At 34.8% G+C, this 23,720-nt stretch carries 22 protein-coding genes and 2 pseudogenes; 11 read left to right on the forward strand and 13 right to left on the reverse strand.

Annotated elements, in window-relative coordinates; genetic code table 11:
• The first annotated feature begins 216 nt into the window (after positions 1-216).
• Both Q5794_RS27205 and Q5794_RS27210 read left to right on the forward strand, forming a co-directional pair.
• Positions 217-693 (forward strand): hypothetical protein, encoded by a 477-nt coding sequence (locus tag Q5794_RS27205; RefSeq protein WP_075422525.1) that lies wholly within the window; start codon positions 217-219, stop codon positions 691-693.
• 585 nt (positions 694-1,278) lie between these two features.
• Complete coding sequence (locus tag Q5794_RS27210) at positions 1,279-1,425, forward strand: hypothetical protein (RefSeq protein ID WP_192998604.1); 147 nt, start codon at positions 1,279-1,281, stop codon at positions 1,423-1,425.
• A gap of 219 nt (positions 1,426-1,644) precedes the next feature.
• Here Q5794_RS27210 and Q5794_RS27215 read toward each other — a convergent pair whose 3' ends face one another.
• The 7 genes and pseudogenes from Q5794_RS27215 to Q5794_RS27245 all read right to left on the reverse strand — a co-directional run bounded on the left by Q5794_RS27215 (position 1,645) and on the right by Q5794_RS27245 (position 9,628).
• On the reverse strand, positions 1,645-2,022 hold the full coding sequence (locus Q5794_RS27215) for a hypothetical protein (RefSeq protein ID WP_214989064.1): 378 nt from the start codon (positions 2,020-2,022) through the stop codon (positions 1,645-1,647).
• 17 nt (positions 2,023-2,039) lie between these two features.
• On the reverse strand, positions 2,040-3,224 hold the full coding sequence (locus Q5794_RS27220) for a hypothetical protein (RefSeq protein ID WP_214989065.1): 1,185 nt from the start codon (positions 3,222-3,224) through the stop codon (positions 2,040-2,042).
• 600 nt (positions 3,225-3,824) lie between these two features.
• Positions 3,825-5,075 (reverse strand): MFS transporter, encoded by a 1,251-nt coding sequence (locus Q5794_RS27225; RefSeq protein WP_214989066.1) that lies wholly within the window; start codon positions 5,073-5,075, stop codon positions 3,825-3,827.
• A gap of 699 nt (positions 5,076-5,774) precedes the next feature.
• Positions 5,775-6,044: a DUF1871 family protein gene (locus tag Q5794_RS27230; RefSeq protein ID WP_268578304.1), complete on the reverse strand. Its 270-nt coding sequence runs from the start codon at positions 6,042-6,044 to the stop codon at positions 5,775-5,777.
• A gap of 140 nt (positions 6,045-6,184) precedes the next feature.
• Positions 6,185-6,847, reverse strand: a complete 663-nt coding sequence (locus tag Q5794_RS27235) for a sigma-70 family RNA polymerase sigma factor (RefSeq protein WP_214989068.1) — start codon at positions 6,845-6,847, stop codon at positions 6,185-6,187.
• 371 nt (positions 6,848-7,218) lie between these two features.
• Positions 7,219-7,497 (reverse strand): hypothetical protein, encoded by a 279-nt coding sequence (locus Q5794_RS27240; protein ID WP_214989069.1) that lies wholly within the window; start codon positions 7,495-7,497, stop codon positions 7,219-7,221.
• A gap of 1,522 nt (positions 7,498-9,019) precedes the next feature.
• Positions 9,020-9,628, reverse strand: a pseudogene (locus Q5794_RS27245) (hypothetical protein).
• A gap of 820 nt (positions 9,629-10,448) precedes the next feature.
• On the opposite strand from Q5794_RS27245, the gene Q5794_RS27250 reads away from it, so the two are divergent.
• The 7 genes from Q5794_RS27250 to Q5794_RS27280 all read left to right on the forward strand — a co-directional run bounded on the left by Q5794_RS27250 (position 10,449) and on the right by Q5794_RS27280 (position 15,560).
• Complete coding sequence (locus tag Q5794_RS27250; protein WP_192998501.1) at positions 10,449-11,015, forward strand: hypothetical protein; 567 nt, start codon at positions 10,449-10,451, stop codon at positions 11,013-11,015.
• Positions 11,016-11,539: 524 nt separating this feature from the next.
• Positions 11,540-12,841, forward strand: a complete 1,302-nt coding sequence (locus tag Q5794_RS27255; protein WP_374989301.1) for a replication protein — start codon at positions 11,540-11,542, stop codon at positions 12,839-12,841.
• 107 nt (positions 12,842-12,948) lie between these two features.
• Positions 12,949-13,734: a plasmid stabilization protein gene (locus Q5794_RS27260; protein ID WP_374989302.1), complete on the forward strand. Its 786-nt coding sequence runs from the start codon at positions 12,949-12,951 to the stop codon at positions 13,732-13,734.
• Positions 13,735-13,773: 39 nt separating this feature from the next.
• The gene (locus Q5794_RS27265; RefSeq protein WP_374989303.1) at positions 13,774-13,992 is read left to right on the forward strand and encodes a hypothetical protein; all 219 of its coding nucleotides are present in this window, start codon (positions 13,774-13,776) and stop codon (positions 13,990-13,992) included.
• 36 nt (positions 13,993-14,028) lie between these two features.
• Complete coding sequence (locus Q5794_RS27270; protein ID WP_374989304.1) at positions 14,029-14,400, forward strand: tetratricopeptide repeat protein; 372 nt, start codon at positions 14,029-14,031, stop codon at positions 14,398-14,400.
• Positions 14,401-14,546: 146 nt separating this feature from the next.
• On the forward strand, positions 14,547-15,020 hold the full coding sequence (locus Q5794_RS27275) for a MerR family transcriptional regulator (protein ID WP_214988654.1): 474 nt from the start codon (positions 14,547-14,549) through the stop codon (positions 15,018-15,020).
• A gap of 312 nt (positions 15,021-15,332) precedes the next feature.
• Positions 15,333-15,560 carry a helix-turn-helix transcriptional regulator gene (locus Q5794_RS27280; protein ID WP_192998506.1) on the forward strand — a complete coding sequence of 76 codons (228 nt, stop codon included), beginning with the start codon at positions 15,333-15,335 and terminating at the stop codon, positions 15,558-15,560.
• 20 nt (positions 15,561-15,580) lie between these two features.
• Here Q5794_RS27280 and Q5794_RS27285 read toward each other — a convergent pair.
• The 5 genes and pseudogenes from Q5794_RS27285 to Q5794_RS27305 all read right to left on the reverse strand — a co-directional run.
• Positions 15,581-15,682 (reverse strand): annotated as a pseudogene (locus Q5794_RS27285) (DinB family protein); the annotation flags it as partial.
• A gap of 1,047 nt (positions 15,683-16,729) precedes the next feature.
• Entirely contained in the window at positions 16,730-16,906 is a 177-nt protein-coding gene (locus Q5794_RS27290; protein ID WP_251034282.1) for an aspartyl-phosphate phosphatase Spo0E family protein, read from the reverse strand.
• Between the two features lie 321 nt (positions 16,907-17,227).
• Positions 17,228-17,923 (reverse strand): hypothetical protein, encoded by a 696-nt coding sequence (locus Q5794_RS27295; protein ID WP_192998507.1) that lies wholly within the window; start codon positions 17,921-17,923, stop codon positions 17,228-17,230.
• Positions 17,920-19,053: an FtsK/SpoIIIE domain-containing protein gene (locus tag Q5794_RS27300; RefSeq protein ID WP_214988656.1), complete on the reverse strand. Its 1,134-nt coding sequence runs from the start codon at positions 19,051-19,053 to the stop codon at positions 17,920-17,922. The genes Q5794_RS27295 and Q5794_RS27300 overlap by 4 nt, the downstream gene beginning before the upstream one ends.
• Before the next feature lie 12 nt (positions 19,054-19,065).
• Complete coding sequence (locus Q5794_RS27305) at positions 19,066-19,365, reverse strand: hypothetical protein (protein WP_214988658.1); 300 nt, start codon at positions 19,363-19,365, stop codon at positions 19,066-19,068.
• Between the two features lie 580 nt (positions 19,366-19,945).
• Between Q5794_RS27305 and Q5794_RS27310 the strand changes: the two genes are divergently transcribed.
• Entirely contained in the window at positions 19,946-20,506 is a 561-nt protein-coding gene (locus Q5794_RS27310) for an N-acetyltransferase (RefSeq protein ID WP_214988660.1), read from the forward strand.
• A gap of 221 nt (positions 20,507-20,727) precedes the next feature.
• Here Q5794_RS27310 and Q5794_RS27315 read toward each other — a convergent pair whose 3' ends face one another.
• Positions 20,728-21,873 (reverse strand): M20 family metallopeptidase, encoded by a 1,146-nt coding sequence (locus Q5794_RS27315; protein ID WP_251034283.1) that lies wholly within the window; start codon positions 21,871-21,873, stop codon positions 20,728-20,730.
• A 373-nt stretch (positions 21,874-22,246) separates the two neighbouring features.
• On the opposite strand from Q5794_RS27315, the gene Q5794_RS27320 reads away from it, so the two are divergent.
• The gene (locus Q5794_RS27320) at positions 22,247-23,674 is read left to right on the forward strand and encodes a YfcC family protein (RefSeq protein ID WP_374989305.1); all 1,428 of its coding nucleotides are present in this window, start codon (positions 22,247-22,249) and stop codon (positions 23,672-23,674) included.
• Positions 23,675-23,720 lie beyond the last annotated feature (46 nt).

Consider the following 23,720-nt stretch of genomic DNA (forward strand, 5'->3'; position numbering starts at 1 on the left):
CAAAGGTCATTGAAACAGCTACATAAATTAACTATAGATTACAGTTTCCTTAAAAAATGAATGTAATAAAAATACCAAGTTAAATTTAATGTTAGATATTTTTGTTATTGGTTAAAGCTATTTAATATAGAAATATTTAGAGAAACGCGTCTATTTTATACCATAAATTTATTTTTATGTAATTATATGGTATGATAAATCAAAAAGGAAAAAAACATGATTGGACTTACTATTGCCATTATTGTATTTAATTTTATTGCATTTAAAACAAATAAAAGACTGACAGCAAATCAAATTGTTCATCTCTGGTTGTTTACAATCGCTTTTCAAAGTAGTTTCGATGTGTATATAGATTTAAAATATCATGGGTACTGGTATTTCACAGACGGTGCCGATTGGAAAGGACTTCTTGTTCATACTGTGTTACTCCCACCTGTTAATATGATGTTTCTTAATTGGTATCCTTTTAAAAGGGGCTATATTAGGCAAGTTTGTTATTTTATTTTTTGGTTAATAGCTATTTTGCTTTATGAAATGCTTACATTATTACCGGCTCCTTGGGGATATTTTCATTATGGTTGGTGGAATTTATGGCATTCAGCTATACTTAATCCTGTACTTTTACTTATCTTACTATGCTTTTATAAGTGGGTATGTAAGCTAGAGGACAAGCTTTTATTAAGAAAGAAATAAAAATAAAAGGCTACCTCGCTTTGTAGGGGAGATAGCTTTTTAAGGGGATTTTCTATTGAATATATCGGTAAAAAAATCGTATTATAATTTTTCAAAAATACTATTTTTTAGGTACAAGCATATGTATAAAAGGAGCGCTTTTTATACATTCTCGTTTCTTTCAACTATCCAAATAATGTAGTCATATCAACAATGTATAAAAAGATGTATACTCCGGAAAAGGGACCCTTAGCTGAACCCAAGTGGCGCAAAGGTTTCTCTTTTTCGTGTATACCGGAAGAGGCATTATGTTGACAAGCTTTGTATATGATATACAGGTTAAAAACAGAAAAAACTACCTGCGCATAAGGTAGTTTTTTTCTCTAATTGGCATTTTAGAGATGATGCCTTGCGGCGTCTTGGGTAGTTTGCTCAAGGCAGCTAAAAATATGTATATAGTCGAGTGTATTTTAAATTTTATTTGAATCTATGTTTCGGAATATACAAAAAAGGGAAAAATAATTTGATTTTATTCCAGATGTATTTTGAATAAGAAAAATGATTAATATGTTGAATAAACTATAATAATGAATCTGGAGAGAAGGTATGTCAATTAATAAAGAGGTTTTGTATCGCGGTACAAGATTTAAGATTATTCATATTTATAGTTCTGGTTATTGTGAACTTAGAAAAGTTAATGATCCTTTCAAAGTAGAACTAGCTTTATTAAATGATATCCTACTAACAGGATAATGATTGCTGCATATTCTTATTTAATTAACCAAACCAAATCCATTTAATCTTTTCTGCTAAACTAAACATATTAATCATTTTTTCATAAAAAATAGAAGTCAAGTTCTTCATATATAAAGAATTTGACTTCTTATAATTCACATTTTGGTAACTAAAGACGTATACAATATAAAGCTTAAAAACAGAAAAAACCACTAGGATTTCTAGTGGTTTTACTGTTTAAAAATCGTTATATTCTTCTAAATCGTCATCGTCTAATGAGCCAGATATATTTTCTAAATCTGCAATCTTTCCTTCTTTCAGTTGTGAAACCTTTGAAGGCTCTTCTTCTTTGAAGGAATCGTTTCCTACAAAACCTGTTGTTTTTGCTAATGTTTTTAAATCAGCTAACTCATTCTTTATATGTTCAAGCATTTCGTAGGTTTTTTTGTCTTCAATTACTTTTCTTTCAGTAGATGAATCATCTAAATCACGTAGAATTAAAGATGAAATATAATCCCCTAACTTACGCGATTTAGCATATGAAGCTAGTTTATTATAAACTTCATCACTCAATCGATTTGTCTTAATCGTAAACGCATTTTGACGCTCTGACATCCCCATCACCTACGTTGTTAGGATTTAACGGCTTTCTTCTCTGCTGCTTGCCTCTTTTGAACGTAACCAATACTACGAATCTCTAAGCCAAATAAATTTAAATGACGACTATCTTCGGGAACCTTATGATACTTCTCCGTACGTTCTTCTCCAATTTTTTCACGCATACTATTCATGATAGCTACTTCTAACGTAGGAGCTACTCCACCGCAGTATACATACTTACGTAGTTTGTTCGCTGGAGGTGGTGCAACATCATTTAATTTAGCTAATAAAATCTCCACATATTCCCGTAGTGAAGATTTGATTGTACTTGTTAAGTCAATAGATTCACCTGTATTCTCGTTTTTTAATACAAACTTTTGCTTGCTGTAGTTATCGAGAATAAATTGATCAAAGGCACGTAAGTCTGTAAATAATTCTAGAAACTTCTCCTTACGCAATTTATCAATATGCGCTAAATAAGGAATACCCTCAATGCTTTGGAACGATTCACGACTATTGGCAGCTTTCAACCCTTCAGGTAGAATAACCACATCAATGGAACCTCCACCAATGTCCACCATGACCGTTTCACATTCTACATACTCATTTGCATCTTCACGATCTTGAAGTGTTAAGTCTTTTTTTAATGCAAAACGTGCACTTTCTCCCTCTTTTAAGCACGCACTTTCTTCCACTACTACTTTTAACGTATTTTCAAAACCAGGCGTATGCACGGTAAATGTATGGTCGCCTAAGAAACGATTGGCCATAGCTTTTTGAGCCGCCCCAAATGTGCTCTCTTTCTTAAGGAGCCAGATTGGTAACATGGTAGAAAAATAGTCAATTTCAATGGTATTGTCTTTTTTATTTTTCGCATGTAACGCATGGTAATACGCAATCGCAGCTAAAAAGGTGATGTATGGAATATGACTTGTAATTTTATTATGTAATTTATTAATGTGATTATTAGCCAGCAATTGACTCGCTGCAATGTCACCTACTAAGAAATAACGCTCTTTCTCTTCCCCCTCAATGGTTGTAGAAAGTAAAATGCGCTTCTTAAATTCTTCTGGAGCTGTCACCGCGTCTGTAAAGAACGAATCAGCAGCATCCTTTTGGAGTTCTACTACATTGGTTGGAAAATCAAATAGATATCCGTCCATAATGTTCATATCGACAGAGTTACCGCAGTCTTTATTAAAGCGTGAAATTTTCATTTATAAACACCTCATTTTTTTAGTTGAACTTATATTCAACTTATTGTACTTGATATAGGATAAATATTCAATATGTGGGAGCAACATAATTATCTACAAAACATTACATCTATCAACAATTATTCAAATTAAGTAGAACTTTTATCTACAAACAATATTGGGATTCAATCCCTTATGTACCTTACTTTATATTATCAACATGGCAAGAGCCTGCATCAAAAATGATGCAGGCTCTTCTCTCTTACAATAAAATAATTCTCATGCTCGTTTGCCCTTGTGAGGCCCTTTCGTTACGTATATCGGTTCATAACGAGAGTGCCATTCGTTAAATCACAATACCTACTTGTCAATTGGGGTAATACGTTTGCTGAAGTCGCTGTTACGTCTTTCAAAACCGAACCAGTCCCTTCATTAAGCTAAGTATTTAACCTTTCACAGTAGCCTCTTAAATGCTTATATTGGCCCTGTACTATATGTGTACCACACCTTTTAGAATTAAAACATACCATAGTTCATTCTAATTTCCTTTGGTTGTACTTTTATAATGAAACTGTTTGTTTTCATTGTGGATATTTCGATAAGAAGTTATAAAGAGTTTTTTTACTCCCCTAATTTTATACTTTCCTGCTTTGTCTCCTCTTTTAAATTATATAGAGGTAATATAAAAAGCAAACCTATAATAAATAAGACTGCTGCTGCCTCAAATATGGCAACCATTGAAAACTGCTCTTTTAGAATACCAGCTATACTCATCGTCAATACCATAGCTCCCGTAAAAAGGGGACTTAGAATCCCATTGACCCTGCCAATAAAAGCAGCCTCCGTTCTCTGTAAGATCATCGTATTGATGCCAACCTGAATACACGGTAACATGAGACCATTTAGAAATTGAGCTCCCAGCGTCAGCCATAGGTTTACTGATAACCCCATTATGGCAAACCCTATTGCATTACCAACCATTCCAAATGCCAGCAGCCTTTGCGGAGCTACTGTTTTGGCAAAAATCATTACCACTGCTCCGCCTAAGATCATGCCAATTCCATTAGATGTAAGTAACCACTGGAGATTTTCTTTTGCTAAGCCTAACTGCTCCGTTACAAGGAAAATTGAGAGAGGCTGAATAAACCCTATTCCTAGTCCAGCTGCTAAAAAGCATAGACCTAACAGGCTCAACTCTTTCTTCCCCAAAACATACTTAATGCCACTTTTCATTTCACTTAGCAGTGATGTAGTTCCATTCTCTTCTTCCATCTTTCGATCAGAAGGTAGAAAAGTGAGCGCTGCTGCTGATAGTAAAAAGGCTGTACCTGTGATAGCAATAGAGAGGTTTATACCAAAGGCTTGAAAGGCAAATGTCCCTAGTATTGGTCCTAGAACCATGAATATCGCAAAGACCGTTTGATAGACTGACATCCCAACCTGCATTTGCTCCTCCGGTAAATGCATTTTAAACAGCTTCATCCCTGAAGGCTGAGAGAATTGGGAAAGGATTGCAGAAATTAAAGTTGCGAAAAAAACAACGTGCCAAGATCCAAGTATAAGCGTGACAAGCACAGCAAATACAGATATTGCACTTAAAATATCACACCATACCATGGTACGTTTCGGACGCCAGCGATCTGCAAATGTTCCGCCAATAAAAGAGAAAATAAAGATTGGTGCAAATTCTGCTACAGATATCAAAGATACTGCAAATGGGTCGCCGTTTGTCTTTTCCATTATGAAAAGAAGTACAGCAAAATTTCTAACCCATATCCCTATTTGCAAAAATAACCCAGAGATAATAATAGCTTGAAAAACACGGTTTCCAAACAAGTTGGTTGAATGGTTTACGGGTAATTTCTCTTCCAAAACAAAAAACCTCCTGCGTATTTTCTGAACAGGAGGAAGTACAGTACAACAACAATATTGACATGACATTTCCAAAGAAAGGAATACAATGATCAATTTGATTTGTATGTAAAAGTACAGTCTAATCCTATTCAGAAAAACAATCGTATTATTTAACGAATTTTTTCTTAGAAAATAGGATTAATTAATCATTGTTTTACGTCCACCCTTCCTTTTTTTACTAGTAATAGGATAATTTATTATTTATAATAAATCAATGCTTTTCTAACCCGAAATTTCTACAAAATATTAGTTTCACTCATAATCAATCCATTAAAAATAAATAATTATTTTTTTGACAGCTTTCTTCTATTGTGTATTAAAGAGAGATAGCTCATAAGGGAAACTAAATATGGAATTTTTCTAAAAAGACTATTTTATAGGGACTAACATATATATATAAGGCAGCCTATTTATACATCTCTTCCCTTTTGTTGAACGTGAAATGCCCGTTATATCAAGGATATATGAAAAGCTACATAACAGGTTAATGTGCAACTTTATAAGAACTCTTTGGCAGAAGGGTTCTTTTTTTGTATGTTCTAGAAAGAATGATTATGGTAACTAAAGGTGTATATCATAACTCGTCTCGGCAGTGGTACTTAGGAAGAAGAAATCTTTTCTTTCTAGGTACCTATCTAACTACGGGCATGCGTTTATCTATTCTCTTATTTGCTCCCAGATTTGCTGCGCAATTCCTATACACTCTTCTTTTGTTAACGTACTATTAAATGACTGATTTAATATATCTGTTATCTCAATCGCCAGACTTTCAACATCTTCTACTTTGTATACCATAGGAAGGATCCATGTAGCTTCATACTCATATTCCTCAGAAGCATGCAAATAGAGTGGATTCCATGTGTAGATAATTGATTGTATCGTTTCTTTTACATCATTAAACATTGTAATCCATTGTTGTTCTTTCATTCCATCACCTTCTGTTAGCTTACTTACCATTATCTTCATCATAAATAAAAGAACATATAAAAGAAAAAAGAATTACCTACGTAATAGTAAGGGGTGTACAAATTTAGAACGACTAGCTTATAGAAACTTATCCGTAGCTGTCAGGATGACTGCTGTAAATACAGGTACTTCATTTGAGTCTTCATTTTTTTCTTAATTCGGTAAAGTGCATTATCTACTGTTTTTTGAGGAAGATGTAGGTTCTGAGAGATCTTCATATACGTTTGCCCCTTCAGATATAGAGCGAATACATCTTGTTCAATAGATGACAGTATTTCTTGTAACATTTGTTCCCTTTCTCTTTTATTCTCCTTTTCTACGGTAGCTTGTTCGGGGCTTACGGCACGTGGATGAGGAAGCATCTCTATAAGAATCAAATCATCTTCCAATCGCTTTGAATTCTTAGGTATGTTTAAAGAGAGGGCATTATTTAAAAGGGAATGTTTTTGACGAGCACTTGCCTTTATAGCTGTAATGAGTTGACGTGTAATGCATAGATCAGCAAATCCTCTAAATGAACTCTTCCCTTCTGTTTTAAAATCACGCGCAGCTTTGTATAACCCTAACCTCGCTTCTTGTAAAAGATCTTCTCGATCCCCTCCTAATAGAAAGTAACTTTTTATTTTTAAACCAATTAAATACTCATATTTCTTTACGAGTACGTTGAAAGCTTCTTCGTCGCCCCATTGAAACGCTTGAACGATCTCTTCATCACATAGAATCATCTTTTCTTCTCTTGGCTTTGCGTCAACTAATATGTTCATCTGCATTCCTCCTCCTGTCTTATGCTTTCTGTGTACTTTACATTATAAAAAAGAGGAGGTATAAAAAATGTCGAAAAAACAAAGAGGAGAAAGAATATTTAGGGGGACATTACATAAAACCTTATATATATATGACCTCTATAATAAAGACGATTTTTAATCTTGTTTACGATTTTAAAAAAGCCAACAGGCGTTTTCTCGCATGTTTTACCCGTTGCTACTGGATCAAAGATTTTGATATAGCGATTGTGAAAATAAGCAAGTTTGTTGTAGTACTTATTGATAATAATCAAATCTTGATTACCTAGTTTGCTTGCTACTTCTTCCCTTCTCCTACCTTACCAGTATGAAAAAAGAAGACTCCTCAGCCTTCATTCCGTCTTCAAACTTTTGCTTTTTTTAACGTCCCATTTTTTATGCTGCATTTCTTTTGTTATAGAATATGCTCCATTATTCCGTGCAAAAAGTTTCGTAAATCCATTTTTTGATTTCTCTTTTCTCCCTTTGTCATAATCCTTTCTCTCTCTCTGTACCTCCCTCCTTTTTAAGCCGACTTTTAAAAATTTTTGGGAAGAAATGTTCTTTTCTTTGACGATTTCATCTATTTTTTTAACGGCAATCAGATCGATATTTTGTAAAAACATATCCATGACATTCGTTCCTTTCCTGTAAATTGTGGTTCCCTACTACAAAAGAGAGAAGAGCATAAGGGGTTTTTGCCCCCACCATAGGGGTGGGGCTAGGCAGAGCCTAGCAAAACCGCGGGTACAAGAAAACCTGTTGAATGTGAACCTACTGTTGACCTAACCCCTGCCATGTGAACCTACTGTGAACATAAAGAATCAGTGATGTAAACCTGCTGTGAACCTCAAAAAAACAAATGTTGACCTACTGTTAACATTTGTTTTTTACTTCATGGCTAAATCTTGTTGCTTTTCATTCAGTTTTCGGAGCTTTTCTTGCAAACTTTTTTGTTCATCTTCATAGAACTGAATACTTTCATCACTGGATTGCATCGCATCTTTTTTTATCACAATTTTTGATTCTGTATCAGCTTTTCCATATTTTTTTATTTTTTTTCACAATATCTTTTTCTAACCCATGTGAACTTGATCTGGACATGAAAAAGATAAATGTTAATGGCCTGTGAACCTGCACTCTTTTAGAACAGTCATCGTTTATAGAATAAAATTGATTCATAAATGATAAAAAAGCATGCGTAAATCACTTGTATTGTAAGTAAAAACAAATGATCTTTTTGACCATGAACGTGCGAAAAAAAATAAAAAAGATCGCTTGCTTCTGTCTTATTTTTTTAAAAAAATACCTCAAAATGAGGGGACCCTTGAGGGGACATTTATCAAATATGAGGGGTCGGCGAAGGGGTTTCTGGCAAAAATGTTGTGATCACTGAAGGTGCGTTGAAGGGACTGTCCCTTAATTTGAGGGTGCGCTGAGGGGGTTCCTTGAAGATTTTGTATGATATCATGGTTTTGCTAGGCTCTGCCTAGCCTATCACACTCTGTGATAGCAAAAACCCCTTATGCTCTTCTCACTATTTTTTAAGAGGCACCACTATTTTAGAGAATTGACATAAGTTATGAGAAATTAAAATAAGAAATGTTGATTCTATTACTGTTAAAAAAATTGATGAGCCAGCAAAGAAACATGATTAATTTTGATACAAACACACAAGTTAATATTTTTCTTCTTTTAATAATTGGACGACCTTCACGCCATACGGAGTATATAAATAAAATATTAGCTGCTATTACATATGGTACTACCCAAATCGCTAAAATACGAAAATCAAATCTAAACTCTGGGTACGCCTAAAACATAGAATACATTATAAAAATTGGAGTTAGCAGAAGCAACTTTGATATGTTTCGCTTTCGTACATTACCAATGACATCTGAATAAACTATTCCAAAAATCAACATACCATATGGAGTGAAATAGTGTCCTATCGATGTAAATATCCCATCCAATTGTAATACCCACTCTGGTCGTTGTATCCCTTTTCCTAGTAAAGCTCCTATCCCTCCAAAGCCCCCACAAAATCCTATAACACTTGCCCATCTAATTTTCTCATTTTGAGGATTTCTAAAAAAAAGAATTGAACTCATTAACCACAGTAAAGCTACCATTATAAACATAAACATATGTCCATTACCTCTTTAGCTTATTTTGTAGAAACGAAATGGTATCTTTTGCATTTTTTTTCGTTTAAGAACTATTCCTGCATGCCCACAATTGTAGACATACCGTGTAGGTTTCCCCCAGGACTCCCACAACAGATCTGCATCATGAATGTGAACGTACTGATCTTCTTTAGCAGAAATTAGTAGTATGTTGTCTTTATTCATTTTTGGAATGGCTTGATTTGGCTCAGTTAATTCCCAATATTTCGCTAGATCGTTTTAATTCACTCCATGAGGCTCTAGGTCCTGTCTTATATACTTACCAGCGCCAACCATGTATAAAAATAACATTAGGCCTACTTTCAAATTCATTTAAGAAAGCCTCTCCTCTTACGTAGTCATTAAGATCATCCCCAGAAGGTATCAAACTTTCAAATCCAAATTCACCCATGCTATATCCTTTGTCTGTAGGAGTTATGTTTAATCCAATATCTGAAAGTGATGCTGGTACTTCAAAAAAAGTTTCTCTATCTATATTTATTGGTAGAGGAGAATCAATATAGTATTGATTCTCCTCACTTCGGTCTTTATGCAAATCATGTAGAACATAATAATCTATCAATTTTGAAAGCAACAAGTTAGTATCTCCCCCCGGCCAATTCTTTACTTTTGTAATTTTTACATTATTTCTCATAATATAAAGCTCTTGACTAGATTTACATGAATCAACAATTCCTTTATTTCTAATATATAAGAACTAAATAATCTCTTTTTGTTTACATTAAGATAAATAAAACCATTTTTTACCATTTTTCCGAATCATATTACAGTCTATAGTCTTATCTTTTATAAAAAAAGAATTTTTCGTTACTGTAATTAATATTAAATGTTCCACGAACTTAATAAACATTCTCTACATTTGGAATAGAAATTATCTTAATTCAATTCTTAAAAACAGATAGCGAACTGCTATTAATTCATTGTTGTGTTATTCTCCCTATTTCTATAAAACAGTGATTAGTGTGATTGGTGTCACTAAAAACCTCAAGTTAACCTTTAGTCGCACTTAACGATCGTTCTCCCCACTCCTAAAACACAAGTTCAACCAAAACCCACACAAGTTCACCACCCATTCACTACTCAACCCATCGATATTCACCTAAGTAGAGCTTAAGTTAAACTAGAGTCGCAACAGTTCATAAAATAAACCATATACACAAACTCAAAACAGGAATTGTTGATTTTTTGTCGAAATCATATAAAATTAAATGAATAGATGACTGTGAATTAGGTGAATATCCATAAACCCAACAGGTAAATAACCGTGATTCGAGTGAACACAAGCAAATACCTCGAATGAATGACCGTGAACCGAATGAATCTTCATAAAAATCATATGCGAATGACTGTGAACCGAGTGAATGTACATAAAACAATGATAAATGGTGGTGGATTAAATGAATAATTCTGAAAGTGTAAATTTCGTTGGAGTACCAGAAGCATCTGAATATACCAATATTCCTCCTGAAACATTAAAAAGGTATCTACTTAATCATGAACAGTTTTTGAATTTCAAAAAAGAAGGTAGACGCTATAAAATAAGTATTGAATCACTAGATCTATTAAAGAAAATCCGTGAACTCTATAGTGAGGGATTATTAAAAGAAGATGTAAACGATAATTTGGCAAGTGACGGGCTTCCTATAACTATTACAGTCAAAAATCAAGAGGAAAAAGGTTCTATCTCTATAAACGATGAGCTTACGGAAATAAAAAAGATGTTACAACAACAAGAACAACAGATGACGCAGCAGATGCAATTTAATCAAAAGTTAGTAGAAGAGTTACAGAAAGTTAGCCAAACCAATCAAGAATTAAAGCAAATGATAAACAGAAAAGATACTGAGTTGATTGGAGAGTTAAGAAAAGGACTATCAGAAAGTAAAAGAATGATTGAAGAAGCTTCTGCTAGTGCAGAGTTAGAAAAGAAAAAAACATGGTGGGAAAAATTAATAGGTAAATAATAAAAAGCTTCTACTATCCCTAGTAGAAGCTTTTTATTATTATAGTGTTGCAATTTGGTTATGAAAGCCATTTATTATAACAGATTCTTGATATATTGAGGAGGGTTATTTTTTTGACCCTCCTCAATTTTTAAAATGAATTATATAATAAAACAAGTTTAATATTAAGGAAAAACAGTTAAAAAGAATTCTTTTGAGATATATTACTAATTTTTATTGAATTATGAGATTAATTAACGCTATAATAAAACTAACAAAAATGACCGGAATAGAAAAAAGACTTCAACTGTTTAAGTAGTGCGACCAACACACTTAAACCGTTCACCCTAATCACAGTAGGGAAAACACTTGTCGAAGTCTCTTGTTAATAGAGTTAGTTTTTCTATAAGGTAAAACTTATGTTTTTATTTTATATGAAATTGACATCTATTTCAAGGGCTTAGTTCATCAAAATCAAGACATTGTTTTCCTTTTTCCAGGGAAACAGTGTCTTTTTTGTGTTCCTTAAAGGAGAAGATGAACAAATGACAAAGATATTAACCTGCTATTTAAAAGATGTAGATACCTTCAATGGACGATTCAAATGGTTATGGACCCACAAGTCCACACTTCGGAAAAAGAAAGAAGAGTTTTTAGACAGTCTTCGTACCCACTTTAAAAAACAACAATCAGCTATACATAAAGAATTTCCTAAAAAAAGAATGGAAATGCTCGATCACGTCATCTATAACCTAGTAGCTACGGGCATTCAAGCGATCCGTTCTGAAACGCTTATGAAGAAATTTAATGTTTCCAAAAGTACGGTTTCTCGTTTTGTACGCTCACTAAAGGCGACGCCTTTTATACTTGTGGCACGATATATTAAAGAGGATGCAACAGGTACTCATCCTGACAGTTATGTATTTATTCTTAAAAGCCATAAGAACTTTCAGCACATTTGCGACGAAATCTTTTTTGCCCATGATACAACAGGTGTACAAACGCTTCAGAAAGAAGAAATGACCACTCCTGTGACCACTCCTGTGACGTATCCAGAAAGTGCTGAAAACGTTGATACACCAAGCTTAAAGTCCGATAAATCACATGATGCCTTTATTAACCTTGATTTACCTGTAAATCATATAAATAATCATTTAATATCTGTTTCACATGCCTTTACTTATATCAAAGGTGTACCTAAAAAAGTGAATCAAGTCTATGCAGGTAAGTATGGTCATCAACTACAAGACTTTTATGCTCGCATCCAAAATGCTGCAAAAGCTGTAAAACGAGATACAGAGATTAATATTGAGAAAGAGCAAATACATGAAATTGCGTATACATCCATTGTAGGATTAGATAAATATGTATATGAAGCCAATCAACAAGGCAATCCTTTATCCCTACGGGATATGTGTCGATTAATCTATCAAATTGCAAAAAATCAATTCTATGAATTCGTAAACCCTAAAGAGCAGGATTATTCATCAGTATACGCAAACCAACAAGAAGTTATACATAACGAAAGCAAAGAAACAAAATTGGCTACACCAAAAAGGATTATCCGTAAGGAACTCGTTCCAGATTGGTTAAAAGCTGAACAGCAGCAAGACCACCTTAAACAAGAAACAGACGTTACAGTGGAACAACAACTTGAAATGATTCAGTTAAAGCAAGATTTAGGGCAAGAGCTCACGACAGAAGAAGAGAACTTGCTAGAGGAGCACAGCTCCACGTATAGCTTGTTGGAGATAGCTCAGGTAAAACAGGACTTAGGACAAGCTTTAACCCTAGAGGAACAAGAATGTTTACGTCAACAGAACCAGTTAAAAGACACAGCTTCCTAACTTTTGAATAGAAATCTCTTAGAAGCTGATGTTTTAATACATTCTGTTTATTTAGAACTGTGTTCTAAATAAACAATAACTAATTATCTACGTAGGAGGAGACTATTATGCCACATAAAATTACCTTAACTGGATCAGCTACAGGACCCTTACGAGAATATGATCGCTACGTTGCCTTTGATATGCGTGAAAAAGGATCACCATCTGCGCCTAAGGGTTTGAAGAAGAGTACCTTTATTTCATATACGGTTTTTGTTGCGAAGAAAGCCTTTAATAAAACTGGTCTGACTAAGAAAAGTATTATGCATGAAAAAATCTTAATTCAAGGGGAACCAACGTTAGATATTCCGATTGATGAATGTCCTGGTGAAATAGGCGTGATCTGTTTCCAGATTACCGTTCTCCCGAATAAAAATGACAAAGAGAAGAATGAGTCAGAAGCGAAAAAAGAACCTAAACAAGAGGCTTCTCCGTCTTCTGAGGCACCACAGAAGACGGAATCCAAGAAACAGGAAGAAGAGCAAACACCTGTTTCTCAACCTGTAGTAAAAGAAGACACAAAAGCCGAAATAGTACAGTCAGAAGTGAAGGAGACTCCTGTCCAAGAGAAAAAGGCGAAGCCACAAAAGAAACAGATGCCAAATCAGCCAAAAGGGACACAGGATGTCTTAAGCTTTGATGAAATTATCGTACCTGAAGAGTTCTTAAAGACACGCCCAAACCCTGAAAAAACACAAAAGGTCATTGATTTTGTGAAACGTACAGGACGCTTAGATGAACCATTAACGATTGAAAAAGACTCAAAAGTCTTAAAGGATGGCTATCGCCGTTATATTGTGGCGAAAACCGTTAAAATGGATAAAGTTCCGGTTACATATGAATATCAAAAGTAAATGAAGTAAAAACAGAAAGACTGAGGGGGGGATAACATTTTGACTCAAAATGAAGAAGAAAATGTAACGAGTGTACAAATGGCCGATGTTATCGATTTCAATGAAAAGAAAGAAAAAAGTAACATCCATGTAGAAGAAGGAATCAAATGGTTAAGACAAGCTTCCCTAGCTGGAGATAATGGAGCAATGAATGAGTTAGCGTTTCAATTACTAACTGGAAGGCTAGTGAAACAAGATGTTGAAGAAGGCGAAAAATGACTTAGAAAGTCTGCCGATACTGGGGATCGATGGGCCATGATGGAATTGGGCTATCGTTTGCTTGTTGGGGAAGATTTGGATAAAAACCAAGCTGAAGGTGAAAAGTGGATTCGAAAATCTGCAGAGTTGGAATATCCAACGGCTATGAGAGTACTTGGATACAGACTACTCGAAGGATTGGATATAGAAAAGAATGTAGAAGAAGGCGAGTATTGGCTTCGGAAAGCAGCTGACGTACATGAACCAGTAGCTATGAGAATATTAGGCTATCGCTTATTAACTGGAAAACATGAGTTCAAACAGAATGTACTGGAAGGTGAAAAGTGGTTACAGAAAGCAGCTGAAGCTGGAGAAACCATTGCGATGAGGGAATGGGGTAAATATCTAATCCATGGGGTTATTAAATAGCTCAACTTACAAGAATACTTGCTTCAAATACCGACTGTTATTGCATGAGGAATAGAATTATAAAGTATAACATTCCTTCCTCTTATTACTTGAAGGTTTTAACATATATATATCGAATACTTCTTTTGATAAGAGGAGGTGATCATATGTTGAGAGTCATAACCGCAGAAGCAGCATATACCACCGAAGAGTTAGCTGATATACTTGGTTTGCCCTTATCAACTATACGAAAATACAACTTCCATTTTGCCAAAGTTGGTGTGCAGTTTACTAAAAAACAAGGTAGATTAGCTTATACAAATGATGACGTTACCATCTTTCATGAACTAAAAGAAGTTTATGCCCGTCCCGAAATGACCTTAGAAAAAGCCGTTATAACCGTTGCAAAAAAATTCAACTTGGTATCAGACACTCCACCAAACATTTCAACTGAAAAACAAACCCTTAGCTTAGAACCACACAGAGTACAAATGAAGGAGATACAAAGCTATATCGATGCAAAATTTGAGGAACGTGAACGCCAATTGATTTCAATGGCTCGCGAAATTCGAGCGTTAAAAAAAGCTCAACAGCAAAAGAAAAGTTTTTATAAGTGGTTAAAAACCTTTTTTGAAAAATGATTTGATAGAATGGTGGTATCTCGTTATCTAATACTCACATAAAAAACCTTTTCCTAGAGGGAAAAGGTTTTTTATTATGAAGTCCAATTTCAACGAATATTGATAACAAAGACCGCCCATTACTTATCAGTGTATAAGGCGGTCTTAACTGTATTCATGCTATATGACTATGACAAAAATATCGACAACATGTGTAGAACAACTTAATTTCTTTTATTCTATGTATAAATTCCTTCCTTATGCCTACTTTTTCTCCAAAGATGATTCAAATTGATGAAAAGTGGACAGGCTAATAGATAAGGAGGGATGGTTATGTTCTGGTGGAAAAATCCTAAAAGATCTAAGTTTGGGAGATGGTTAGATCAAGAAGGTATTGCTCAGGTTGATTTTGCAGAGCGAAGTAAAGTATCAAGAAATACCATTTGGCGCATTTGTAACAATAGGGACTACATACCATCGCCCGTCGTTATGAAGAAGATTATGAGTACTGTGCGAAGAATGGATAAAAACAAAAGTATTCAAGATTTTTTTGATATATAAAAGGCGCAATTGCTGTGCCTTTATTTGTTTATTGTTTTTAAAAATAAATAAAGACCATAGTCTGTTGGAATCGATGTGTATCCCATTTGTCTTAACATAGTTGTGATGTTAAAAATATGGTATCTATATACAATAAGATATGTATTTTGTCCTACAATCTCCTTGTTTTGTATGCGAAAAATGTAATATTATAAAAACTAAAAAACAAGGAGAACTAGTGTGGAAGATAAAGAAATCTATTTAGAAGTTAAATGTAAAAAGAAGGCACTTATGTAAGCAATTAAATATGTTTAAAAAAGCAGATTACAAAACAGTTAAGAAAGAAACTAAAAAAGATCAGGCCATGATTGAATCTATATATTTACTTAAATCGAATCCAAATCGTTTATTTACCTCAAAAGAAATTTGTCAGTATCTAAAAGATGAAATTAACTACAATACCGACAGTTTTGCTGCTATCTACAAACGTATACATCGCTTCGAACCTCAGATTCTTCACGTAAGACGCGGATATTACATATATAAACCTTGAAAGACAGTAACTACGCAGTTTTTAATATGAAAGTGCATAGTTACTTTAACCTTCGAGTAAACGAACCAAGACGCCGTGAGGCATTTACCTAAAACTCCTAATTGATTAGCAAAAAAACTATCTCACTCGCCAAAAAGGTAGTTTCTTTGGTATGTGAATTCTCATATAGATGTAGTTAACATAATTACTCTTTCAGCACACACCATCAAAAAGAATCCTTGAGAAGCAAGGATTCTTAGGCGGTACTAAAATTGTCGATATGCAGCTTTTCATACACCTTTCACATACTTGTGATATCTCTAGGTGTGAGCAGAAAAGGTATATAAAGAGTCTACCTCTTATACATATGCTGACTAATCCAAAAATAGTCATTATGGCAAAAATGTGCTATTCTTTACTTGCGGTTATATTTTGGTACTTTATAATTGGCAATCTTATAAAAAGCTATCTCGTCTGTTCATGTCGAGATAGCTTTTTAACTAGAAATAAAAAATAACTTTACTTCATTATCCAAATTATTTATAATTTACAAGTCGATTAGTAAGTTAATCACCACTTACTGAAGAATAATCGCTTTCTCATGCTAGGCCAATGATATGAGAAAGTGATTGTTTTTTATTTATAAAAAAGATAACTATTACTTTGTTAAAGTTACCTTATGTAATTCATTTAACAGTTGGTCAATGGACTGGCTTACTTGCAGTGTGCTTTCACTTGTTATACCTTCTTCTTTTGCCACCTGAACCATATTCTCTTTGGCCTTTTCTATTTCTGTAAGTAACGCTTGTCTTAAACGAATCTTACATTTCTTCAAATCTTCTACCACCTACTTACCAATACTGTAAATTTTCCGATGTATTTAACAATAAATGTATTATTTAGCTATTTCAATACCTAATTTAAAAGAAGTTAGATGAATTCTTTATGAAACGAATTTACTGCGTTTGGATTTAATTAAAAGGGATGAAAATTCCTTTTAATGTATCTAACTGATAAAACTTTTAAGAAAAATATAGAAATTTTGTAATAAATTTGTTATAGTTGGTTTGCTATGACGTTCACATTTTAACGAGTGTGAAATCAGGAAAGCTGCCTCATTCCCTGTTTTGAGGCAGCTTTTTTATGTTATTTGTCCTTATGTTAGATTAATTTTAATTCCACCAGAAGAAGCTGACGGTCTTGCCCTTGCTTCTTTTGTTAGTTTTGGAGAACTTTTGTATTTCTCCATTAATTCATGAATGCTTCCTACTTGTATAAGACGGAGATGGTCAGAATGAATAGCATAACGAATAGGCGTAATCAAAATAACGGAAGGGAATATGGCTATCCGGTCCTCTGGCTGCCAATGCAACGCTTTCCACTCATCTGAAAAGAAAAACTCCTCGTATAAATTAATCTTATCCTGCATTTTCTGCTCCGAATATTGATTTCTTTGAATTTCAATCCAAAAAGGCGACCCTTTAAAGATACAAAACAGATCTGGTTCGATGCCTCCTTTTCGTCCAGTGGGCTTATCTTCCACAATAACCTGTTTAGGTGTGCTATACGTACACATTTGTTTATAGACATCCAAAATAGAAAGGAAATGTAATATTTTTTGAGAGTTCTTTTTGATCTTTGCATCTACGGGCAAATAGACCGTCGGAGAATACTGCTGTGTACGTTCAATAAGCCCTAATCGATATAAACGTACCATCACACTATTACAGGCATTTACGGGTGATTTCAGCTGTTTGAAGAATAGTTCGACTAATGAGTCTCGATCCACGGCTCTAAATTGATCAATAAACGCTATGATGTCTTTATCACGCTGAGATAACCGAAAGCTCATTGCTGTTCCTCCTTCTCCAATAACCCAAAGATAGGCTGTGGTACGACCTCTAGTTGAGGCTCAGGATCTTTCACCCTTGTTGTGTAAGGAGAAAGCAGTTCTTTACATGCTTCTTCATCTAAGAAGTAGGCTTGAAACTCTTTCACTTCATCAATTTTAATTTTCATACGTCCTCTTGCGGCAGCATCAATTTCTTCTGCCCCAAGCACGCCTGCCACCTTTGCATTAGTCGCATCGGCTTGCCTTCCAGAAATCCTTACTCGTAAGTTCGCTTTTAACGCTGAATTCAACAAATCCGCATCAGGACGCTGCATGGCAATAATCGTATGAACACCCAGCGCACGACCTTGACTGGCGAACTGTTGAATGATCTCTACGAGATCGGTTTCTCTCTTTACGATAGACATTTCATCAATAACCACCACGATACGAGGTAGTTTAAACGGAAGCCTGCTGATATGGGTAACGCCATGTTCTAACAGTAAATCACCTCGTCGATACATTTCAGCTCGTAGTAACGCAAAAGGCTTTCTCATATCCTTGGCTTCAAAACAAAGCGCATCCACATGCTCAGTTCCATGAAACAGTCCTAAATCAGCTCGTTTGAGATCGACTAATACTAATCGCAGATCAGCAGGTGAGGTATATTTCACCCATGTCGTGAGAATCACACGCATGAGGCTGCTTTTTCCGGCTCCAATTTCGCCAGATATTAATAAGGTTTCTAATTCCGCAAAATCCCATGAAATGGGGTTTCCGTAGATATCTTGACCAATGCATACGGGGAGCTCCATTTTTTCAATATGAGAACGAATTGAATCATACTTATAATTTAGCATCTTCGGTAAACTTTTGTGATGAACGGTAATACTAAAGTTCTTTAAGCTACCATTTATTTCGATGTTGCTGCCTAATACTTGGCGTAAGGCCCATCTTTTTTTGTTTAACAGCTCAGGATCAATGCCATTCAATAAGGAAAAGGCATACCGAGTATATGTATGATGGTTATCGATTTGATGAATTTTAGGAAACAGATAGGAGGTCCGGTCTCCACGTTTCACTACTCGATAAATCTCTGCCGTACGAAACGCTTTTATCAATTGGCCACGTAATTTCAGTTTTTCAAACATGAACATTCCTCCTCAAAACATAAAAGTTGCAAAAAAGTAAATCAAGGCGCTATAGAAGGTGACAGGCAGGATAAATCGCATGATTTTCCCAAACTGATCCACAAGATCAATGACACCCCATCTCTCTAATATTCGTTCGATGATGGCAATCCCTAAGATAATACCTCCTATGGTCAGAATAGTGGGGTCAAGCATGGCAAGTGGACTAAACGGAACAAAGGAATAAGTCTTGAAGGGACGAGGTTTTGTTGAGGGATTAAAGGATGGTTTATGGAAGAATTTTCGAAAAGTAATATAATGCGTTTTTCTCATGTTGATACCTTCTTTCACTCTTTTAATTTTTTTGCTTTTTATGTACCTGTTTTTTCAGCTCGACGCATCCGGTCGGCCCTCTTCGCCTCTTCGGCTCAGCTCCCTTACAGATTCCGTGAAGGGCGTCATTATGCATATAAAGCTTGTATTAACGCGGTAGCGATACTGAACTAGATACTGATTAAGAAACGGAGTTATGATTCTTTAGATACTATGTAACTACTCCAGTAAGCTTGCCTGTCCATTCCAAAAATAAAAAAGAACCCTTACTGCAGTAGGTAAGGGGTAGCTGATTATGTAAGAATTAATGGTTTTTATATGCTGGGGGATTGTCCTAATGGTCCATTTTTTATGAAATGGATGAAAATGTACAACCAACTAGACTTTCTTCAATTAAATAAAAAGATCTTCACCTTACATTTCCTGTAGTCAAATGCAACTGATTACTGAATGAATTCGGTATTTTATCTTTTTCATAAATTGGACGAGAGATAAAAAGATACTGCATTGGCAAAATAGAAGGTATGAGGATCATGTGCGGTTTAAAATTAGAACAACAAGTTAGGTGGGAGAAATCATTGTGAAAATTAGAACAGTTTGTACATGGGACGATGAACTTTGGCAGAACGCGAGCCCTCTTTATTTGGAGGCATTTGGTGATAAGGGGGCTAAACAGGTTAAAATCATCAAAAATATGTTTGCACAAGGAATTGCTGAGCTCCATGTAGGATATAACAAGTCAATACCAGTTGTTATGTCTCTCACAGGGAAGCTTGTATCCGATCAGGTGTTGATCATTGACTATTTGACCGTATCTGAAAAAGAGCGAGGACATGGACTTGGCAAACATTTTGTTGATTACCTGCGACAGAAAGCAGCTGCTGAGGGATATCAGAAATTAATTATCGAGGCTGAGTCAGGGGAAACATTAGATAATAGAAGGCGTATCAGCTTTTGGCAATCCTGTGGCTTCCTTCTCACAGAATATGTTCATCACTACATATGGGTGCCAGAAACCTACCGTGCCATGTACCTTCCTCTCATAGCTGATTCAAGAAAGACAACTGGGGAAGAACTGTTTGTGTATATCAATACCTTTCACCGGCTGTCGTTTCGTGGAAGTGGGAAGGAAGAAAGTTAGGGATTTATTCTACTTACTTTTAAAGTTTTACAACCTTGTGCAGTATCTAGAATATTTTATTTATATAAATTGGAACGGAATGAGGATTATGGGTAGCATGATAACTTGTAATTTCCGGATCTTAAAAAGAAGCAACCAGAGACAAATAAAAAAGAGAAGAGTAAACCCTTCTCTTTTTCCATATCGACATTCAGATGAAAAACACCATCTGTTTCTTGTTATTACAATTTCAATAATAAATTAGCGAATAAAGATGAGCGTTCAGCCAGTTTATCGATTTGTATATGTTCATGCGCTGCATGAATGCCTTTACCACAAGCGCCTAAACCGTCGAGAGTAGGAATACCTATAGCTGCCGTGAAGTTCCCATCGCTTCCTCCTCCAACAGCTGCCTCTTCTAAGTCTATATCTAGCTCGCTAGCAATAGCTTGAGCACATTCAAATAGTTCCTGTGTTTGTTCGGTTTTAACCATTGGAGGTCGGTTCATACCACCGGTTACTTCAAGTTTTATTTCATTTGATAGTGGTTTCAAATTTAAAATAATGTCCGTTACTCTTTTTGCCTCTTCCTCTGTTGAAACACGTAAATCAATATCAGCTTCAGCGTATTCTGGAACCACGTTTGTGCCACTTCCTCCAGTAATCGTGCCGACATTAACAGTTGTACCTTTTTGATAGTTAGTTAATTTTTGTAGTAAAATTACTTGCTTAGCTAATTCTTCAATCGCATTTACACCGTCTTCATGATGATTCCCCGCATGAGCTGCACGTCCCCATATTTTCAACTTAAAAATCCCTGCACCTTTACGAGAAGTCTTTAAGGCCCCTGAACCAGCTACAGCAGGTTCAGCTACGAGTACAGCCTCACTTTTTTTTGCTTCTTCCTCAATATATTCTTTAGAGGCAATTGAACCGATTTCCTCATCTGAATTGCAAAGGAAGACAATTTTTTTGTTGAGAGGAAGCTCTAGTTCTTGAATTGCTTTAATTGCCCATATAGATTGAATAATTCCACCTTTCATATCTAAGATGCCAGGACCAAATAGTTTATTTCCTTCTTTTTTAAGTTTAAGCCTACCTTTCTCCCAAACCGTATCGAAATGCCCAATAATTAAAATTTGTTGTTCTCCTTTCCCAATCGTAAACTTTATGTGATTTCCGACTTTAGCTTCTTTTTTTACTTCATAGTGTTCTATATCTAATCGGCGTTGAAAAAGGTGAGTTAAATATGTACCACATTTGTCTACTAACTTTTTATTACAAGAGGGTGATTCTTTTTTTACAAATTCAATTAAATCATCTAACATATCCTGTTCATGGTCTTGCAAATAACTATAAATGGTTTGTTTCGTTAACAACTGACTCAATATAATTCCTCCTCTAAATTCTGCACTATATATGTTAAGTGTGTATGGTCTCACCTAATACTATTGCAAGAACCTTGCCAACTTTGTTTTCTTACTGAATCGCCTTTCTTTGCATTTTTATTGTTTTATAGGTTTATTTATAGGTCTTTAACAACTTATAAATAAACCTATAAATATGTTTTTTTTGATGTAAACTATTTTAAAGGGTTATTTTATTGATTTGAGAAACTGGCACGATTTTTGCATTGTGTTTAAGTGTATAGTAGGAATTGTTTTCAGGAAATAAGTTTCTGAATAATTAAAATATTATTAAAGGAGGGGTAATGTTTTTTCTTAATATTGTACATTTTACTTTGGAGGAGGAATTATATTTATGCAGTCTACAGCTGAAAAAACGATTCATAAACCTATTAAACGAAAACTATTTAAACCTGACGCTTATGTGCTTTTATTTTATATTTTAATCATCTGCACGATAGCTACTTATCTTGTTCCATCAGGAGTATTTGATCGAGTGAAAAAAGGGGACATTACGATGACTGTTCCTGGAAGTTATCATTTGGTAAAATCTACTCCGGTTAATTTTCTAGAGATCTTTACAGCAATTCAAGCCGGAATGGTTGCTGGAGCTCCATTAATTTTTCTTATTTTATTTACAGGTGGCGCATTAGCTGTTATTGATAAGACCGGAGCCATTGATACGTTTATTCGTAATGTTATAAACCTATGTAAAGGAAGAGTTCTTCTGCTTATCATTCCTATTTGTTTAATGTTTTCTATACTTGGCACTACAGGTATCATTGTTAATTCTGTTATTGCTTTTATCCCAATAGGAGTGATGATTGCGCGTAAATTAAAATTGGATGCGATTTTTGGTGTATCTCTTATCTATCTCGGGACGTATGCAGGATGGAATGTCTCATTGATAAGCCCACAAACCTTAGGATTATCCCAACGAATTGCTGAGCTTCCTCTATTGTCTGGAATGAGCTTCCGTATTGTAATCTATTTAACTTTCTTAGTATGTACTATTTGTTATATCTATTGGTATGCATGTAAAATTAAAAAAGACATTAGCCAAAGTATCCTGGGTTTAGAACGTTTTCCTAATTCTTTAGGTACAAACGAGAACGAGATAAAAACGCAGAAACTAACATTACAACACAAAATTGTTTTATTATTTTCGGGAGGTTCCCTATTAGCATTTATTATTTGTACACTTATTTTTAAATGGACTGAAAACGAAATGGCGGGTTTATTTATTTTTATCGCTATAGGTGCGGGACTTATTTCTCGTATGAAGGTTAATGATATCGCTAAAACATTCATGGATGGATGTCAAAAGCTTGTATATGGAGCTCTAATTGTGGGGATGGCACGTGCAGTCATTATTTTACTTGAACAAGGACAACTCTTAGATACAATTGTTCATGGTCTTTCAACTCTTTTAGCGCCACTTTCTCCGATTACTGGAACGTTAGGAATGTTCATAGGTAGTGCTGCTATTCACTTTTTAATTTCATCTGGCTCTGGGGAGTCAACTATGTTAATGCCAATATTGGTACCACTTGCAGATTTGTTGCACATTACCCGTCAAGTAGCAGTACAATCCGTTTTATTTGGCGAGGGAGTAGTAAACTGCATTAACCCAACGTCAGGCGTATTAATGGCTATATTGGCTACGAGTGGTATTTCATATGGTAAATGGCTTAAATTTATGATTCCTTTAACTATTATCTGGTCTATCTTAGCTGCTATTTTTTTAACAATTGGTGTATTAATAAAATGGGGTCCTTTCTAATTCAATTTAAAATCTGATAGAATAAGAGCAAAATGCAACCGTGTAG

Origin of the sequence: Priestia megaterium, assembly GCF_041941685.1 — a bacterium.
Taxonomy (GTDB): Bacteria; Bacillota; Bacilli; order Bacillales; family Bacillaceae_H; genus Priestia; species Priestia megaterium_C.